At 45.8% G+C, this 17,157-nt stretch carries 15 protein-coding genes and 2 pseudogenes; 10 read left to right on the forward strand and 7 right to left on the reverse strand.

Annotation, left to right across the window (positions count from 1 at the left end; all coding sequences use genetic code 11):
- Nucleotides 1–453 precede the first annotated feature (453 nt).
- From GJ1_RS15345 to hxlR, 4 genes are all read right to left on the reverse strand, one after another.
- Nucleotides 454–1,497: a bis-aminopropyl spermidine synthase family protein gene (locus tag GJ1_RS15345; protein WP_066234244.1), complete on the reverse strand. Its 1,044-nt coding sequence runs from the start codon at nucleotides 1,495–1,497 to the stop codon at nucleotides 454–456.
- A 287-nt stretch (nucleotides 1,498–1,784) separates the two neighbouring features.
- Nucleotides 1,785–2,456, reverse strand: coding sequence for a GNAT family N-acetyltransferase (locus GJ1_RS15350; RefSeq protein ID WP_066234247.1), 672 nt, complete (start codon nucleotides 2,454–2,456; stop codon nucleotides 1,785–1,787).
- 15 nt (nucleotides 2,457–2,471) lie between these two features.
- A complete protein-coding gene (locus GJ1_RS15355; RefSeq protein ID WP_066234250.1) occupies nucleotides 2,472–3,146 on the reverse strand; it encodes a GNAT family N-acetyltransferase in 675 nt (224 codons plus the stop codon).
- 490 nt (nucleotides 3,147–3,636) lie between these two features.
- The gene (hxlR, locus tag GJ1_RS15360) at nucleotides 3,637–4,002 is read right to left on the reverse strand and encodes a transcriptional activator HxlR (RefSeq protein ID WP_062898709.1); all 366 of its coding nucleotides are present in this window, start codon (nucleotides 4,000–4,002) and stop codon (nucleotides 3,637–3,639) included.
- A 456-nt stretch (nucleotides 4,003–4,458) separates the two neighbouring features.
- Here hxlR and zwf point away from each other — a divergent pair, with 456 nt between their 5' ends.
- The 3 genes from zwf to GJ1_RS15375 all read left to right on the forward strand — a co-directional run bounded on the left by zwf (nucleotide 4,459) and on the right by GJ1_RS15375 (nucleotide 8,336).
- Nucleotides 4,459–5,916 carry a glucose-6-phosphate dehydrogenase gene (gene zwf / locus GJ1_RS15365; protein WP_066234253.1) on the forward strand — a complete coding sequence of 486 codons (1,458 nt, stop codon included), beginning with the start codon at nucleotides 4,459–4,461 and terminating at the stop codon, nucleotides 5,914–5,916.
- Between the two features lie 107 nt (nucleotides 5,917–6,023).
- The gene (gene gnd, locus GJ1_RS15370; protein WP_062898707.1) at nucleotides 6,024–6,926 is read left to right on the forward strand and encodes a phosphogluconate dehydrogenase (NAD(+)-dependent, decarboxylating); all 903 of its coding nucleotides are present in this window, start codon (nucleotides 6,024–6,026) and stop codon (nucleotides 6,924–6,926) included.
- A gap of 72 nt (nucleotides 6,927–6,998) precedes the next feature.
- Complete coding sequence (locus tag GJ1_RS15375) at nucleotides 6,999–8,336, forward strand: glucose-6-phosphate isomerase (RefSeq protein ID WP_066234256.1); 1,338 nt, start codon at nucleotides 6,999–7,001, stop codon at nucleotides 8,334–8,336.
- Between the two features lie 512 nt (nucleotides 8,337–8,848).
- Here GJ1_RS15375 and GJ1_RS18435 read toward each other — a convergent pair.
- Nucleotides 8,849–8,986: pseudogene (locus GJ1_RS18435) on the reverse strand (LacI family transcriptional regulator); the annotation flags it as partial.
- Between the two features lie 241 nt (nucleotides 8,987–9,227).
- Between GJ1_RS18435 and GJ1_RS15385 the strand changes: the two are divergent.
- From GJ1_RS15385 to GJ1_RS19145, 7 genes and pseudogenes are all read left to right on the forward strand, one after another.
- On the forward strand, nucleotides 9,228–10,508 hold the full coding sequence (locus tag GJ1_RS15385) for a right-handed parallel beta-helix repeat-containing protein (RefSeq protein WP_066234264.1): 1,281 nt from the start codon (nucleotides 9,228–9,230) through the stop codon (nucleotides 10,506–10,508).
- Complete coding sequence (locus tag GJ1_RS15390; protein WP_066234267.1) at nucleotides 10,505–11,029, forward strand: nitrous oxide reductase accessory protein NosL; 525 nt, start codon at nucleotides 10,505–10,507, stop codon at nucleotides 11,027–11,029. The genes GJ1_RS15385 and GJ1_RS15390 overlap by 4 nt, the downstream gene beginning before the upstream one ends.
- Nucleotides 11,030–11,157: 128 nt before the next feature.
- Nucleotides 11,158–11,967, forward strand: a complete 810-nt coding sequence (locus GJ1_RS15395) for an ABC transporter permease (protein ID WP_066234272.1) — start codon at nucleotides 11,158–11,160, stop codon at nucleotides 11,965–11,967.
- Complete coding sequence (locus GJ1_RS15400) at nucleotides 11,964–12,665, forward strand: ABC transporter ATP-binding protein (RefSeq protein WP_066234275.1); 702 nt, start codon at nucleotides 11,964–11,966, stop codon at nucleotides 12,663–12,665. Before GJ1_RS15395 ends, GJ1_RS15400 begins: the two co-directional genes overlap by 4 nt.
- Before the next feature lie 409 nt (nucleotides 12,666–13,074).
- Nucleotides 13,075–14,718 carry a CoA-disulfide reductase gene (gene cdr / locus GJ1_RS15405; RefSeq protein WP_066234284.1) on the forward strand — a complete coding sequence of 548 codons (1,644 nt, stop codon included), beginning with the start codon at nucleotides 13,075–13,077 and terminating at the stop codon, nucleotides 14,716–14,718.
- Nucleotides 14,681–14,872, forward strand: coding sequence for a hypothetical protein (locus GJ1_RS15410; RefSeq protein WP_066234278.1), 192 nt, complete (start codon nucleotides 14,681–14,683; stop codon nucleotides 14,870–14,872). Before cdr ends, GJ1_RS15410 begins: the two co-directional genes overlap by 38 nt.
- 117 nt (nucleotides 14,873–14,989) lie before the next feature.
- Nucleotides 14,990–15,094, forward strand: a pseudogene (locus tag GJ1_RS19145) (sulfite exporter TauE/SafE family protein); the annotation flags it as partial.
- A 202-nt stretch (nucleotides 15,095–15,296) separates the two neighbouring features.
- On the opposite strand, the gene desB reads toward GJ1_RS19145, so the two are convergent.
- Both desB and GJ1_RS15420 read right to left on the reverse strand, forming a co-directional pair.
- A complete protein-coding gene (desB, locus tag GJ1_RS15415) occupies nucleotides 15,297–16,415 on the reverse strand; it encodes a Delta(10) desaturase DesB (protein WP_066234281.1) in 1,119 nt (372 codons plus the stop codon).
- Nucleotides 16,416–16,686: 271 nt separating this feature from the next.
- Nucleotides 16,687–17,100: an EamA family transporter gene (locus tag GJ1_RS15420; protein WP_066234286.1), complete on the reverse strand. Its 414-nt coding sequence runs from the start codon at nucleotides 17,098–17,100 to the stop codon at nucleotides 16,687–16,689.
- Between the last annotated feature and the right edge of the window lie 57 nt (nucleotides 17,101–17,157).

Genomic DNA, 17,157 nt, shown 5'->3' on the forward strand with positions numbered 1-17,157 from the left:
CACGGGGGAAAGGAGAAAAGACCGCAAAGCTTTCTTTAAGAAACGCTTTGCGGTCTTTTTTTGATCGGGAGATTGGATTCTTGTGATCGATCCATGATAGTCCTCCAACAGTTTGAACATTATCATTCTCTTCGTACACATCAGTCGCTCTCCCACTATCAGCATTCCCTCGATTATCATTACAAATCAAATCGGTTATAGTTGGAACGTGGCGTTTGCCAAGACTTGTTTCAAAATCGGATGACCACTCCTTTAATGGTTGCAAACGGCGTCAAAAACTTTAAAAAGTCTGTTGCCTGCCATAATCCATCGGTAAAATCGTGCGATGGTGATAAATGTCATTCAGCAAACCTTGAAGAACGCAACTCTGCATGCGGGTGTCAGGAAACGGCGTACAAACGTCCGCCCTCGGCGGCGGGAATACCCGTTACCGAGGGCGAGCAGTCTTTATCGCTATTCTTTGACGCAGAACTCTTCGTCGTAGTAGAAGTCCTGCCCAAACTCCACCCGCCCGAAAAAGAGGGGCCGAGGCTCCTCGACCATCTCTAAGCGATAGACGGTGCTGACGTAGAAGGGGATATCGGGTTCTTTGACCGGCACCGGTGCCATGCGCGCCCAGTCTAGGAACACAATATCCTCTAACTGATAGTCTTGGAAGGCGCTCAGCATGTCAGTGATGGCAAAGCCTATGTCAAGGATGCCCTGCTGGATCTGCCGCCATTTCCGCCAAGAGGCCTCCAAGTAAGAGAGTCCAAAATAGCCCGCGGCACCGGGCCCACGCACCCCCTCTGTGCAGCGGCTTAAAAAAAGCAGGAGGCCCTTGACGGTGTCGACCGGGTCCGTGAAGAACACATCAAACTGGCCACGGAGATGGGACGGCAATTCATCCCGCACGTCGTAGACCTCGGCGTGGACGTGGTCCCAACCTTGGTCCTGAGCCACATCGCGGATAAAGCGGACAATGCGCTCATCCACATCCAGGACACAGATGCGCCGCGGCAGCCCCGAGAGCGCGGCCGCAATGCTTGTAAGGTCATCATCGCCCAGTAGCAAAATGTCTCGTCCCATCAGATCTCCCTGTTGGGCCATCAGGGCCAGCCGCCGCACGGTTGTCTCGGGCGTCACATACCCTTGGTCAAAGTCGGGTGTCGCCTTGGGTCGCATGGCTACAATATCTTGAAAAGCAGCAAGGACGCTGTCAAAAGGCGGTCTCAGAACAATGCCGCGCCCCGCGCAAGCCTCACAGCGCTGTTCGGTCACCCGTTCTAGGCCCATAGTTTCTGCCTGACGACGCCCTTTCTCAGTGATCACAAAGCGGTCGCCGTTGTAGACCACCAGCTCGCCCTCCAAGAGCGACTGCAGCGCCTTCAGCACTTGGTGCGTCTGGGCTTTCCCTGCCCGCATCAGTTCCCAGTAGGATTTGGGACCAAAGTAAAGCGCACGAAGCAGAAGCGTGTCGATCCGACGACTTTCCGCAGCAATGCCGACTTTCGACATGGGTATCACTCCTTTCGCCCTAAAAGAGTAAAGACCATTCCACTCCGGCACCCCTTCGTTTTCATCGAAAGGAGCGACATGAAACATAGATAGCAGCGGTTCAAACGTTTTTTTGGAACGCCTGTCTTCCTAGTGTGAGGCCTAACAATCATCCGAAAAATAAAGCATCCTTCACCTTTCAGGTATCGAAATAGCATTTTTGCTGCTTTCGATAGGGAAACGATAAAGGACGCGCTGAAGTTGGAAGAATTTTTTAGAGTTCATAAGCATTGTGTTTTTATTAAGGTTTAAATCGGTAATAGCGGTATGGTATTTTTCGCCTCTAGTTTTTCCATCATTTCATACCAATCCCTTGGTTTGTTCGATAAGACAGAATAATAACGTTTCAAAAACTTCACAACAAGATCCGCTGGAAGTTCATTCACGCTATCGTCCATCGGAAGGAAACAAAGATCAAGCCCGGTTACGGCTTCTCCATCATTGTTCCATGATGGATGGACATAAGGGAAGTCAAGCCGCTTATATCCCAAATGAGATAATACCTCACGACGAACATATGGATCCATCGGCTTAATCCCACCAAATTCATAATGCTCCATCCGGTAAGGATCATAAATCTCGGCGAACATGCCATACAACTGCTTTCCATTTGCAGCGGCCCAATTTTGCAAATCCTCCAGTCGCTTTTTAGCTAAAAATCGACCGATCCCCAGACCTGCTTGGCCGATAATGGTAAAATCTGTCATAGCGACATTTAAATCTTCATAATAGCGGTACTCAGTCGCGCCTACTACCTCTCCTTCGTGAACAGCAACGCACACACGAATTCCCGGATCTTCCAGAGGCTCTTTCCACAAATCAAATGCTAATACTTCTTCCGGAGGAAATACATTTTGCATCAATTGATGCATTTTCTTAAACAAAGGGTCTTCAATGCTCGTAATTCTGCGATACTCCATCTTCATCATTCTCCTTTAAGATTTTGAGCGATAAAAAGGATTTTTCCATTCCATCAGTGCAGCATAATTGCACGATTCTTCATCTTCTAAATAGTTCGCCACCACTTTGACCGGTGTGCGGCCGCAGCGAAGCAGGAAGGTAATAACAGGATCCTTCAATTCGCCTTTTACTACCGCTTCGAGATATTGCTCCGCTGTCATCTCATGCGCTTTTTTATGATAGCCAGGCATCCTCCCTCCGCCTAACAGCCGCTCTAGTCCCAAATGAACAACCACTTCATACATGGATAGCATCAGCCATTTTCCCAGCCCCAATTTGCGGTAGGCAGGGCGCACGCCAATATCAACGACATAAAGCGTATTCCCGTTTGGGTTATGGTTACGGATATATCCATTATCCGTGATCTCTTCCCATGTATGGTCCGGATGGCTGGGATCAAAGTCGACAATAAGCCCTGTCATTGACCCCGCAATTTCACCATTCACCTCAACACATAAGGCTCCCTCTGGAAAGAGCGTAACATGATTTTTCAATTGTTCCGTGTTCCACCATAACTCAGAGGGGAATGGTGGCGGGAAACTTTCCTGTTGGATGAGGATTAAGCCAGGAAAGTCTTTTTCTTCATAATTTCGGATCACTGCTGGAACAGGATGGTCTTGGTCAAAGACATAAAACTCCTTACGATACATTATTACCCCTCCTCTCTCGTTATCCATCTAGCAATGTATCGCCCATTCATGTGGCGATACTGATATTATTAGGCACATCATTCCATTTAACAAGTAGATACTTTCGTGTTACATAGTGTGAAAAATTATACCTAAAAAAGAAATTCGGAATATTTTTTCCAGACCATCCTCGCATTCGAACAGCCATGTCAAGTCCTCATTATTGTCAGTGAACTTGGATCACTGGAAAACAAAAGCACTTTTTTGCCGTTTTTCTTTTTACGCCATTTTCGGGACTCAATCAACAGTCATCAACGTATATACAGAAAAACCAACGGACAGCGGATCTTTCATAAAGATGGTTGTCCGTTGGTTTTTCGCGTCTAATATAAAACTTATTGCTTTCCTCATCATCTTCATGTGTGTATTTCTTTGTTTACCAGCAAAAAAAGAAAAGTACATATACATACACGCAGAGTGTTTTCGAAGCTTTCATAACGGAGAAAGCTTTCTACTTAGTGGCTTCATTGATTTTTACTTGCCCCTTTACGACCGTCTCCATATAGTTTTTGCCCCATTCATACATCGCATCAAGAATTGGCATCAAACTTTTCCCATGTTCGGTCAATGAATATTCTACTTTTGGCGGAACAACAGGATAGACTTCACGATGAACAATTCGATCTTGCTCCAGCTCCCGCAGCTGGTTAACAAGCATTCTTTGGGTGATCCCAGGCATGAGGGCTTTTAATTCGCTAAACCGCTTCTTTCCCCCTTTTCCTAGATGCCATAAAATAAGCATTTTCCATTTACCGCCAATAACAGCGAGTGTTAATTCTTTTTCACAATTATACGTCTTGCCACAAACGTGCCCCATCGTTTCACCTCCCATGTTGATTATAACCTATGGTATACTTTTTGTCACTTTATAATCATAAAGCACATACTGACAAATAAATGTTATATATCTTTTATTTTCACTCATTGCAAATGGTATTCATTCCTTCTGGATAATATAATCCATTCATTGCATCTGGATGCCTTTTATATCATTAAGTATTTTTTTTACACTATATTATATTTTTGTCACTACATGATAATAAAGTGCGTACTTCTCAATAAGTTTTATACACATTATACTAGCATCTGTAAACAATCACGAGTACTGGAGGGAGCAGCATGAATCGTTTTACTATTCCTCGCGATATTTATTTTGGAGAGAATGCTCTCTTCATAAAAATACCAATTCGAGCAATGTAGTAAACGTCGTTATATCTGCTCTATCAACTTTATTCTTTTTGAAAAATGTTTCGAAAAGTCAGGGGGGATCACATTGGATTCAATGACCTTTATCTTGTTTGGAGCAACAGGTGATTTAGCGAAACGAAAAATTTTCCCTGCATTATATAATTTATTTCTTGATCAAAAAATGCCGCAGTCATTTTCCATTATTGGTGTAAGCAAAAGAGAATTATCCGATGAGGCATTTCAAATATATGTGGAAAATTCGGTAAAAACCTTTTCCAGACGTTTGACAAATGACCGTTCCAAAATGAAGGAGTTTCTTCGCGCGTTTCGCTATATTTCTTTAAATGTAACAAATGCACAAGGGTATAAAAAGTTGCTCGAAATGGTTCAACAACGGGAAAAAGAATTGAATATTCCTGAAAACCGCGTGTTTTATTTATCTGTTGCGCCGGAATTTTTCGATGTGATCGCGTCGAACATCAAGGAAAGCGGATTAGGATCCACAAAAGGTTGGAAACGTCTGATTATCGAAAAACCGTTTGGCCACGATATCAAATCGGCCCAAGATTTAAACGAAAAATTAAGCCAAGCTTTCGAAGAAGAAGAAATTTATCGGGTAGATCATTACCTTGGAAAGCCGATGGTGCAAAACCTTGAAGCTTTAAAATTTGCCAACCCTGTGTTTCAAGCAATATGGAATAATCAATTTATAGCCAATGTGCAAATTACAGCTAGCGAGACCGTTGGGGTAGAACAAAGAGCAAGCTACTATGATCAGGCAGGCGCCATTCGCGACATGTTTCAAAACCATATGTTGCAACTGTTGATGATGACAGCCATGCACTTGCCAAAACAAATTAGCGCAAAAGACATCCGTAACGAGAAAAGAAAAATTATGGAATCTCTTCGACCAATACAGAAGGAAGAAGTAGGTTTGCACGTCGTTCGCGGCCAATACGGTCCTGGAGAAATCGATGGCAAACCAGTGGTTGGATATAAAGAAGAACCTGGCATCGATGCTTCTTCGACAACGGAGACATTTGTTGCGGCCCGTCTGTGGATTGATGATGAAAACTGGAGCGGGGTGCCATTCTACATCCGTACAGGTAAAAGAATGAAGGAAAAGTCCACACGTATCGTGATTGAGTTTAAAAATCCATTAAAGGAATGGTACTTGCCAAAAAATGAAGAAACAGCTCCTAATCTTTTGGTGATTCAAATCAATCCGAACGAAGGTGTTTCGCTGCAATTCAATAGTAAAAATGTATTCAACAACGGAAAGATGGAGCCTGTCCATATGGACTTCGCGACGAATCAGAAAGAGGTGCCTGAAGCGTATGAACTCTTAATTTTTGACGCTTTACACGGCGATTCGACTTTCTTTGCCCATTGGAAAGAGGTCGAACTATCTTGGAAATGGCTGCAACCTATTTTAGAGGCATTTGCGGAAAACCTCCTTCCTCTTTACTCCTATCGTTCAGGATCGATGGGGCCAGAGGCTTCTTATCAATTATTGAAAGAAGACGGATTTTATTGGCGGTAAATAAGCTCTTCCGGAGCAAACTTGAAAACATAATTTCTGGATAAACTAACTATGAAATAGGAATAGCCAATCTTCTTTGACCAAGATATTTTTAGGAGGTAGTCAGCATGAGAGTCGGGCTAGTCGGTTTAGGAAAAATGGGATTAAACTTAGGCAAAAATCTTATGGACCATAAGCACGAAGTAGTGGCGTTCGATATAAATGCAAATGCGGTTGAAGAAATAAAAAAATACGGTGCTAAAGGCGTATCCACTTTAAAGGAACTCGTCCTATCATTAGAAAAACCGAGAATTGTCTGGATAATGGTTCCCCACACCGTTGTTGATTCGGTGATTAGTGAAATTGCGCCATTTTTAAGCAAAGGAGACATTGTGATTGATGGTGGCAATTCTCACTACAAAGAATCAATTCGTCGCTACAACGAGCTAAAGGAGATTGGAGTTCACTTTATGGATGCGGGAACTTCTGGCGGAGTCGAAGGTGCTCGAAACGGAGCATGTTACATGGTTGGAGGCGATCCCGAAGCTTGGAACATGGTCGAGCCTCTTTTCCGCGACACTGCTGTAAAAAATGGGTATTTATATACTGGAAAAGCAGGTAGCGGCCACTTCTTAAAAATGGTCCACAATGGGATTGAATACGGAATGATGGCTGCCATTGGCGAAGGATTCGAAATATTAGAAAAAAGCGAATTCGATTACGACTATGAAAAAGTGGCGAGAGTGTGGAACAATGGTTCGGTTATTCGTTCATGGCTCATGGAATTAACAGAACGCGCGTTTTCAAAAGATGCAAAATTAGAGGAAATCAAAGGAATTATGCATTCTTCCGGCGAAGGAAAATGGACGGTCGAGACAGCATTAGATCTGCAAACGGCCACTCCTGTCATCGCCATGGCCTTATTGATGCGGTATCGTTCATTAGAAAGCGATACATTTACAGGAAAAGTGGTAGCCGCTCTACGCAATGAATTTGGCGGACATGCTGTAGAAAAAAATGAGAAGAAATAACATAAAATCCCCTTGCAGTAAGACTTACAATGGACATGCGCTGCAAAATAGAATGAGAAAGGAGAAGTGTATATGGCTATCTCTTTTGATTACTCCAATGCCTTGCCATTTATGAAAGAGAGTGAACTACATTATTTAAGCGAATTTGTAAAAGCGGCTCATCATATGCTTCATGAAAAGAAAGGCCCAGGATCCGATTTTCTTGGTTGGGTGGATTGGCCGATTCGTTATGATAAGGACGAATTTGCGCGAATCAAGCAAGCAGCCGAAAAAATCCGCAATCATTCAGACGCTCTTGTCGTCATCGGCATTGGCGGATCTTATTTAGGGGCAAGGGCCGCTATTGAAGCATTATCCCATGCCTTTCATAACCAAATGAACGATATGACGCAAATTTATTTCGCTGGCCAAAATATCAGTTCCACTTATCTCTCACATTTATTAGATGTATTAGAAGGCAAAGATCTGTCGATCAACGTCATTTCTAAATCGGGAACAACGACAGAGCCAGCCATTGCTTTTCGGATTTTCCGCGACTACATGGAGAAAAAATATGGAAAAGAGGAAGCAAGAAAACGGATTTACGTTACTACCGATCGCGCAAAAGGAGCATTAAAAAAGCTCGCTGATCAAGAAGGCTATGAAACTTTCGTTATTCCGGATGACATAGGCGGAAGATATTCTGTGCTGACAGCAGTTGGCCTGTTGCCAATCGCCGTAGCTGGATTGAATATTGATCGAATGATGGAAGGCGCAGCATCGGCGTATTATAAATATAACCATCCTGATCTTTCAACCAATGAAAGTTATCAGTATGCTGCCGTGCGAAATATTCTCTATCGCAAAGGCAAAGCGATCGAATTATTGGTGAACTATGAGCCATCCCTTCATTATGTATCTGAGTGGTGGAAACAGCTGTTTGGCGAAAGCGAAGGGAAAGATCAAAAAGGACTCTTTCCTGCATCCGTTGACTTTACAACAGATTTACATTCCATGGGGCAATACGTTCAGGAAGGCCGCCGCCATCTGATCGAAACAGTGCTGCAAGTTAAAAAACCGCGAATCGAACTGACGATTCAAGAAGACCCAGAAAATATCGATGGATTGAATTTCTTGGCTGGCAAGACACTGGATGAAGTAAACAAAAAAGCTTTCCAAGGCACGCTATTCGCACACGTAGACGGCGGAGTGCCTAACTTAATTGTTGAAATGGATGAAATGAATGAATACACCTTTGGGGAAATGGTATACTTCTTCGAAAAAGCTTGCGGCATCAGCGGCCATTTGCTCGGTGTAAATCCATTTGACCAACCGGGAGTGGAAGCATACAAAAACAATATGTTTGCTTTACTTGGCAAACCGGGCTTTGAAGCGGAAAAAGCGGCTCTCATGAAACGGTTGTCTAAATAACGTTTTCCCGCTTGTTATCATGCAACTATCTTGAAATGAGGCTCTGCATCTAAACTACCTGTTTTCCTGAACTCTACAGGAAACAGGTAGTTTCATTTTTCCTGAAATTTGATGATCATCTTTTTTCGCATGCAGACCATGTTCAGCAGGCAAGGTCAACTCTTCTAATCGGTATTTCTAATACAGAGCGATCATCTCCATTTCTTTTGCCAAAACTTACTGACTCAACTTTTGAAAATGGAATGACTAAGCAGCTTTCAGTGCGAAGACGAGAGATATTTATTGCATGCTATGTGCTCTGATTTGTCATTCCCTTTATCCTCTACTGTAAGACGGGTTCATTTCCCCATAAAAATTCCTTTTCCCGAACCGCATGCCATTGATAATAAAGTCCTTCTCTCTCCTATTCCTCCCACTAACCTAATTCTCGACCAAAAACATACAATCTATCTACTTCCCCAATTAAAAAAGCCGACGCCAAACGACCGAGTGCAGTCGTTTGGGCCAGCTTTTTATTTCTTCCGATAGCAATCACACGAAAACCGTTCGACAATGCGGTGCGGAATAATAATGCGCTTGCCCGGTTCGTTGGGATTGATGATTTTTTCAATCAAACTTTTCGCCGCTTCATAGCCAAGCTGGAAAATTCTTAACATAATGCCAATAATACAGAGGAAGTTGATGCAATTTGGAATTTCATATTTATTGTTGTGAAGAGAACGCCCATTGGCGGAAAAATATACGAAAACGGTGTTGCATTTGTTTTTTGAACGCAAAGCAATCAACGCAACGATTCAAAAATAATAAACGTGAATGTCGAACAATCGACAAACGGTTTTCACAAAGTTCACATCATTGTTTGGTATTGTATCACAAGAAGGTGGTGAGCCGATGAGGAGATATGCAGATCATTGGCTGCTTGTCCTATTGCTGCTCCTTGTCTTTCCGTTGCCGGCGCGTGCGGAAGAAACCGTTCAAGCCCGCATCGACGAAGCGCCGGAGTATGGGGTGGTGAGGCTAGCGAGCGGCGTCTATGATGAAGCGATCGTATTATCGAAACCACTTGCGTTGGAAGGGATTGGGGAGGTGACGATTCGTTCGTGCCGCAAGTCTCCTGTCATTGCGATATACGGCCGGCATGTTGTGCTCAAAAATATTCGTGTGGTGCAATGTGGTGATGCGCCCGATATGCCGGCGATTTACGTAACCGGACATGATCATACGATTGACGGTGTGCGCGTGTTGACGAATCAGCAAGGCGTCAAGCTTGATCACGCGCATCATACAACCATTGTCCACTGCGCTGTTCAAGGCGAGAAAAACGGCAATGGCATTGATCTATGGGAATCGACGCAAAACGTGATTCATTATACGGCGATTGAGCGGGTAAAAGACGGAATTTACATGGAAAACAGCCATAACAACGTACTAAGCGGCAATCACATTGACAATGCCCGCTATGGCATTCATGTCATGTTTTCGAATCGCATCGTGTTGCGAAAAAACATTTCCGAAAAAAATATCGCTGGAGCGATGGTGATGGGGACAGAGCAAACAACGATTGAACAAAATTCGTTCGTGCAAAACAAAAGAAATGTCCACTCTCAAGGCCTTTTGTTATACGATGCGGCGAAAACGATTGTACGAAAGAACCGAATCGCGGCCAATCGAGTCGGAATTTATGTGGAACAAGCGCGCCATAACGAATTGACTGAGAACGATGTTTCCCACAATTTTATCGGCATGCAGTGGAATGAATCGTCGAACAATCGTGTTTCGGACAATTCATTCATTGGCAATGTCTATGACGCACAAGCCATTCGCAGTCCTGACAATACCATTGTTCGTAACTATTGGGACGCAGCGACTAAATTAGATGTCACGGGCAAGGGAGTCAGCGCCATCCCGTATCGAGCTGATCCGTTTTTCCTAGCGCTTACCGTCGACGTGCCGGAATACCAATTGTTTTTTCAGTCACCAGGTATGATTGTCTTGCAAAAGTTGTTGCGCAGTCCTGACGAACAAGTGCTGACGGATGACGCTCCGCTCATGGAGCAACCGACGGCAAGGAAGGATCGGCCTTCCCGGTCGGCAAGCCTGTTGTATGTGATGAGTGCTGTGATGATCGCTGGAAGCATTAGTGGATTTATAATAGGGAGGAAACGACCATGAAAGCAAAAGGAATATGGTTGGCCATTTTTATCTTCATTATTGGCGTCATAACTGGTTGCAACCAAAAGGCTGAGCCGGTAGCCATTGATGAAAAAAACGATAAATGTGATTTTTGCCATATGGCGGTAGGAAATAATCAATTTGCGACCGAACTCGTATTGAAAAATGGCAAAGTGTTGAAGTTTGATGACATCGGTTGTATGTATCAATGGATGAAGGAACATAAAAACGAAACGGTCGAAGCCATGTTTGTTCGCGATTATGAAACGAACGATTGGCTGGAGGCGGATCAAGCAACATATGTATATGATCAAACAATTCGCACTCCTATGGCATACAATGTGATCTCTTTTAAAGATGAAGATAAAGCAAAGAAATTTGTCGAACAACATGGTGGAGCGGTTTTGACGTATAATGAACTGGGTCGCCATACATGGGAACGAAATAAAGAGATGATGATGGAAATGAAAAAAGAACATATGAAAATGGAGAAACAGAAGGGTGACCATATGGGCAACTGAGCGCCAGTTGCCTTTTTGTCTATCTGTCCGTCGATTGAAAAAGAACTATTTTGTTGTGAGATCAAATTGTTTTGATTTAGCTGTTTCGCGGATGGATGGCCAAACATTGATGGAAAGGATAGAGAAGGATGTGGAATATCGGACGGATGGAATGGCGGCTGCTGATGCGCCAATATTCCTCCTATTCGTTCGTCGTGTTATGGGTCGTTATATTGTCGGTATTGTTTTTGATCGCCAGGAACGATGCGGATTTTGCCGGATACACGAATGTCACAGGAACGATCGCGAACATTCTCTTATATCTTTTGCCGCTGTTTATGCTCATTTCCGGTTCGTTTGCGATCGCAGGAGAGATGGAAAATGGACAATGGCGTCTGTTATGTACGTATCCGCTGTCACAGACCATGTATGTGGCCGGGAAATGGCTTGGGCAATGGTTAGGGCAGACGACTTTGTTTACGTTGAGTTTTGGTGTGAGCGTAGCGCTCAGTTCCTTTGCTGGGATCTCATTGCCAGTGAAATGGGTGATTGCGCTCTATAATTTTTCATTATTCCTAATCGCTTTGTTTCTGATGTTTGGTCTGGCTGTCGGTGCGTTTACGTCGACTCGATGGCAAGCGTTGACCGTATCGGTCGGAGTATGGTTTTTGTTCATTATGATTTGGCCAACGTTTTTAATTGCTGTGCTTAACATCGTTCCATATCCGCTCATTGTCCCTTTGTTGCAAGCGGCGACGCTTCTTAATCCGGCTGAGGTGTTGCGCGTGGCGTTTGTGGTCGAATTGGGGGGGAGCGCCATTTTCGGACAAGCTTATGATCACTTGATCCATTTATGGCAAAAAAGGTTCGGGCTTATATTGATCGTATATGCCATTGGCTATCTATGTGTGTTATGGTTCATGGCAACCTGGAAGTTAACAAGGAGGAAACAACGATGACCGGACTCGATGTGCGGGAAGTGTCAAAAATGTATAAGAAGAAAACCGCGTTGTCTTCGCTTTCCTTTCAGGCGAATCAAGGGGAGTGCATCGTTTTATGCGGAGGAAACGGCGCGGGGAAAAGCACGCTTCTTTCAATTTTAGCGGGCATTTTGCCGCCGACAGATGGAACGGTCACACTTCACGGTGTTTCCTTGCGGATGAATCGAAAGCAATACATTTCGCACATCGGATACATGCCGGATGAGTTCCATGCGCCGCCCATGGTGACCGTTTGGGAATTTCTTTCGTTTTATGCATCATTGCGAAAAGTCACGCGAGAACAGGTGGAAGAAACGCTTCACGACATAGGATTGGAAGCGCAAAAAATGGAATGGATCAAGCATTTATCAAAAGGAATGCGGCAGCGGTTGTTGTTCGGTCAGGCGTTATTAGGAAATCCGGCGTTATTGCTTCTTGATGAGCCGACAAACGGTCTCGATCCGTTTTGGGTTGATCGGTTTATCGATATATTGAAACAGAGAAAAAACGAGGGGACGATCATTATTTTTTCGACACATATGATGGATGTGGCCGCAGATGTCGGGGATGTCATTGTATTTATGAAAAATGGGGCTATCGTCCATCGAATCGAGACCGCAGCCTGTGGACCGAAAGAACAAACGGTGTTGCAGCTGTTGGCTTTGCACCGACAATGAATGATCGAATCGATTGGATCGGTGCGGCGCGATTTGTTGAGCAGGCGGTTTGGTGATGCGGTGGGCGCCGCGCCAATGACGTTTTTCGGTTTGTGTTTAGAAGGCCGGTGAAGAAACAATCATTTCCCCTAAATCGATGGTTCTCGATTAAAGAGAGGAGCAGGGTTTACAAGGTTTCTCAATTTGAGAAACGCCATTTTTGAGCCGCATTTTTCGTTAAATCACCAACCTTTTAAGGATGAAGAAGATCGGGAAAACGGGCAAAAATGTGATAAATATCACTGTGAACGGTCTTTGTGGCTGTTATTATACATATAGGGGTATGTGTTGGTGAAAAATATCGGTTGCAAAAACTTTCCATAAGGGGATGGATGAAACAACATCATTTTTCAAGGGAGGAACGATGAAGATGAGAAAAATCGTCATTGTCGGCGGAGTAGCAGGAGGAGCGACAGCAGCTGCGCGCCTTCGCCGATTAAGTGAAGAAGATCACATTGTCCTGTTTGAGCGCGGCGAATACATTTCATTTGCCAACTGCGGCCTGCCGTATTATATCGGGGGTGTGATTGAGGAACGGAACAAGCTGCTCGTGCAAACCGCAGAAGGGATGTCTAAACGGTTCCGGTTGGATGTCCGTCCGTTGAACGAAGTGACAGCCATTCATCGCGACCGCAAAACCGTTTCTGTTCGGAATGTAAAGACGGGGGAAGAGTACGAAGAAACATACGATGTTCTCATTTTATCGCCGGGAGCGAAGCCGATTGTGCCGCCGATTCCGGGAATCGAAGAGGCGGAAGTGTTGTTTACGTTGCGCACGGTGCCAGATACAGACCGCATTAAAACGTATATTGACGAACAAAAACCGCGGCGCGCTGTCGTGATCGGCGGCGGGTTTATCGGGGTGGAAATGGCTGAGAACTTGGCGAATCGCGGCATCCATGTGACGTTGGTCGAGCGGGCCAATCAAGTAATGGCGCCGATTGATTATGAAATGGCGTCCATCGTCCATGACCATATGAGAGACCGTGGGGTGGAGCTTTTGCTGGAAGATGGTGTGCAGGCATTGGAAGAGCGCGGCCGCCGTGTCGTCTTGACAAGCGGGCGCGTGATCGAAACAGATATGATTATTTTGGCCATCGGTGTCGAGCCGGAAAGCCGCTTAGCCAAGGAAGCCGGTTTGGAATTAGGGGTTCGCGGTACGATCAAAGTGAATGAATATTTGCAGACGTCCGACCCGTCGATTTACGCCATTGGCGATGCGGTGGAAGTGAGACATTATATTCATGGTTTTGAAACGTTCGTGCCGCTCGCCTGGCCGGCCAACCGGCAAGGGCGGCTTGTTGCAGACCATATTCATGGCTTTGATGTGAAATATAGCGGCACGTTGGGAACATCGATTGCGAAAGTGTTTGAACTAACGGTCGCGGCGACAGGCCTTAACGAAAAAATGTTGCGGGCGCTCGGCATCTCGTATGAAGTCGTGCACATTCACCCGCTCAGCCATGCTGGGTATTATCCGAACGCCGAGCCGATGACGTTCAAATTGATTTTCAATCGCGAGACAGGGCGCATTTACGGCGCGCAGGCGGTCGGAAAAGAGGGAGTCGACAAACGGATCGATGTGATCGCCACTGCAATCAAAGGTGGATTGACCGTCCGAGATTTGCCGGATTTAGAGCTCGCCTACGCACCGCCGTTCTCTTCGGCGAAAGATCCAGTCAATATGGTGGGATATGTCGCTTCCAACATCATGGACGGGCTTGTCGAGACGGTGCAGTGGCATGAAATCGATCGGATTGTGGAAGAAGGGGGCGTGTTGATCGATGTTCGCACGGCGGAAGAAACGGCGCGCGGCATGATTCGCGGTTCGATTCACATTCCACTGGACGAATTGCGTGACCGTTTGCATGAGCTTCCGAAAGGAAAGACGATTTATGTGACATGCCAAGTCGGGCTGCGGGGATACATTGCCGTACGGATTTTGCAGGAGCATGGGTTTCAGGCGAAAAACTTAGATGGCGGATACCGGTTGTACGCCGCTGCCAAGCGATAACGAATGTGTTTTCATCCCGCTTGAACAAGTGACAGTCAACCGATGGATGGCGGCCGCTTTGACATTTCCCATCGACATCGGATTTGGCACCATCTTGGCAGCAGAGGCGTTTTCGCTTGTGACGGTCATGCTCGTTGTCCTAAAAGGCTGGTGATTTAACGGAACATGCGGTCCAACAGTGATGTTTCTCAAATTGAGAAACTTTGTAACACTTGTTCTTCTCTTCATACGATAACCATCAATTTAGGGTAAACGGTTGTTTTTCACCGGCCTCCTAAAAATCCCGACAAACATGACGATGGTTGCGTCTATGGCCATGACATTCATTTCCTCGATCGGCTCCACGTTCGAGAAAATCGCCACCGGCCAAGTTGAATGCCGCTCACAGGCAATGAAAAGAAGGTGTCCCAAATGACGGGACGCCTTCTATGATTGCTGTGTATACGCCTAAACTCGCTGCTGAAAAACGATATATGAAGCTTGCAGAAAGAACAAGCAACCGATTGACCCCTTCTCAACTTCCCAGCGGCTTCTTGATAGAGATGATCCGAAAGGCGAAGCACATAGGCGTCTGATCGTTAAGAATTCCCCTCTCCGGCCGCTTTTTTTGTTCTTGTCTGTTTGTTGGCCGAGCGAGGCTGAGTCGTTGTTTCCAGCTCCCGATGCACAATTCGATCCGGATCAAGCCCGTTGCCGAGCGTGCCATACACATGACCTTGCTTCGGCTCGATGAGTTCGTTTTGCTCGTAGTAGACGCGCGGCGTTTTCCAAAGGGCGGCCAAGGCTTTTCCCATCGGCATTTCGTGGTAGCGGTCGGGCCACATTCGTTTGATGTGTGTTTTCACGAGCGGATAGTACTTCGAACTCATCGCTGGAAACAGATGATGTTCGGTATGGTATGAAAAGTTGAAATGGAGAACATCAATCCATTTCGGGACGGTCACCGACAAGCTGTTCGCCAACGGATCGTTCACCGGCACTAACGGATTGAGGCGGTGGTTCGTTGAGATATAGCTCATGACGATCGTATTGGCGACAAGCAGTGGAAGCAAAAACGCAAACAACCACTTTTCCCAGCCGACAAGCCATAACAGCCCGAACCATGATGCCCAAGGCAAGAAAAACTGAAACAGGACAACCCCGCGGTTTTTCCAGCGAAAGTCTTTGAAAAAGTAAAACAGCATTCGGACCGAGTGAAGGGTAAACATCACGGACAAGGAGCTAAAGGCGAAAAAAGCGCGGATCGGGAACGGAATGCGGTATATCCAGCGCAGCAGGCGGCTTTTCGCTAATTTCTCCATGTTTGGCCAGGCGTCGGGGTCTTTTTCTTCATGCTGGGTATGCACATGGTGACTGGCGTTATGCCATTTTCGCCAAAGCTTCGGTCCGGTGCAAAGCGGCCAAAACGCAATCGCTCCGAGAAAATCGCGCAACCACGGTGTTTTGACGACCGTGCCGTGCAAAATTTCATGTCCTAAAAATCCTAACGCCGCAAAACTGAACCCAAGCACGATGGAAATGAGGAGGTTCCACACCGGGTGAAAGTTGAAAAGGGACACAGCGAGGATGCCGCTTATGACCAACAAGAGATAAGCCAAACCTCCAAACAGACGGGACTTCACAGGCCGAAACGCTTTTTCGGGCAAGTGCGGGGAAATTTTCGCCGCATACCAGCCAAACGGGTGAAAATCGTTCATTCCATATCTCCTTTCGCTCTCCGTTCGATCAACAGTGGCGAAGGTTGTCACCCACCATGATTGCAACGAAGAACTTTTTATTGAGGTGATCGCCCAAAACCGCTTGTTGTCCCGGAGTAGCGGGAAAGCAGGACGGGCTTCTGGTTCATATGGAATCTATCATAACATCTTTTGGCTTGTCTTGTCTATATGATTCATGGCAAAATTCCGAATTTGGACGCAAGGGAGAGCTTGTCGAGGGAGCAGGCCCGCCGCCCGGGAAGACGGCTGCCTAAAACATCATGATGAGCGTCCCTGCGGTAATGAGCAGCACCCCGATCACGATTTTCGCTGAGAGCGATTCGCCAAGAAACATGGCGGCGAACAAAATCGTGAGCACCAAACTTGACTTGTCGATCGCCGAGACGCGGGATACATCGCCGATTTGGATCGCTTTGTAAAAACAAAGCCAAGACAATCCCGTAGCTGCCCCTGACAGGCAGAGAAACACCCAACTTTTCGTTGAAATCGTTTTGAGGCCATGATGGGCGCCCGTTCCCCAAACGATGGCCCACGCGAGCACGAGCACGACAACGGTGCGAATGGCGGTCGCAAGGTGGGAATTGACGTTTTCAATGCCGATTTTGGCCAGCACCGATGTCAGCGCCGCAAACACCGCCGCCAAGACTGCGTATACGATCCACATGTGCATCCCTTCACTTTCGTTGAGAATTTTTCTCATCTATTATACTACGAAAAGGGG

It is taken from the genome of Geobacillus jurassicus NBRC 107829 (assembly GCF_001544315.1).
GTDB lineage: Bacteria > Bacillota > Bacilli > Bacillales > Anoxybacillaceae > Geobacillus > Geobacillus jurassicus.

Excerpts from the sequence above, each read along its gene's own strand:
- GJ1_RS15345 (WP_066234244.1), bottom strand. The coding sequence starts at position 1,497 with ATGTCGAAAGTCGGCATTGCTGCGGAAAGTCGTCGGATCGACACGCTT.
- GJ1_RS15350 (WP_066234247.1), bottom strand. The coding sequence starts at position 2,456 with ATGGAGTATCGCAGAATTACGAGCATTGAAGACCCTTTGTTTAAGAAA.
- GJ1_RS15355 (WP_066234250.1), bottom strand. The coding sequence starts at position 3,146 with ATGTATCGTAAGGAGTTTTATGTCTTTGACCAAGACCATCCTGTTCCA.
- hxlR (WP_062898709.1), bottom strand. The coding sequence starts at position 4,002 with ATGGGGCACGTTTGTGGCAAGACGTATAATTGTGAAAAAGAATTAACA.
- gnd (WP_062898707.1), top strand. The coding sequence starts at position 6,024 with ATGAGAGTCGGGCTAGTCGGTTTAGGAAAAATGGGATTAAACTTAGGC.
- GJ1_RS15375 (WP_066234256.1), top strand. The coding sequence starts at position 6,999 with ATGGCTATCTCTTTTGATTACTCCAATGCCTTGCCATTTATGAAAGAG.
- GJ1_RS15385 (WP_066234264.1), top strand. The coding sequence starts at position 9,228 with ATGAGGAGATATGCAGATCATTGGCTGCTTGTCCTATTGCTGCTCCTT.
- GJ1_RS15390 (WP_066234267.1), top strand. The coding sequence starts at position 10,505 with ATGAAAGCAAAAGGAATATGGTTGGCCATTTTTATCTTCATTATTGGC.
- GJ1_RS15395 (WP_066234272.1), top strand. The coding sequence starts at position 11,158 with ATGTGGAATATCGGACGGATGGAATGGCGGCTGCTGATGCGCCAATAT.
- GJ1_RS15400 (WP_066234275.1), top strand. The coding sequence starts at position 11,964 with ATGACCGGACTCGATGTGCGGGAAGTGTCAAAAATGTATAAGAAGAAA.
- cdr (WP_066234284.1), top strand. The coding sequence starts at position 13,075 with ATGAGAAAAATCGTCATTGTCGGCGGAGTAGCAGGAGGAGCGACAGCA.
- GJ1_RS15410 (WP_066234278.1), top strand. The coding sequence starts at position 14,681 with ATGGCGGATACCGGTTGTACGCCGCTGCCAAGCGATAACGAATGTGTT.
- desB (WP_066234281.1), bottom strand. The coding sequence starts at position 16,415 with ATGAACGATTTTCACCCGTTTGGCTGGTATGCGGCGAAAATTTCCCCG.
- GJ1_RS15420 (WP_066234286.1), bottom strand. The coding sequence starts at position 17,100 with ATGTGGATCGTATACGCAGTCTTGGCGGCGGTGTTTGCGGCGCTGACA.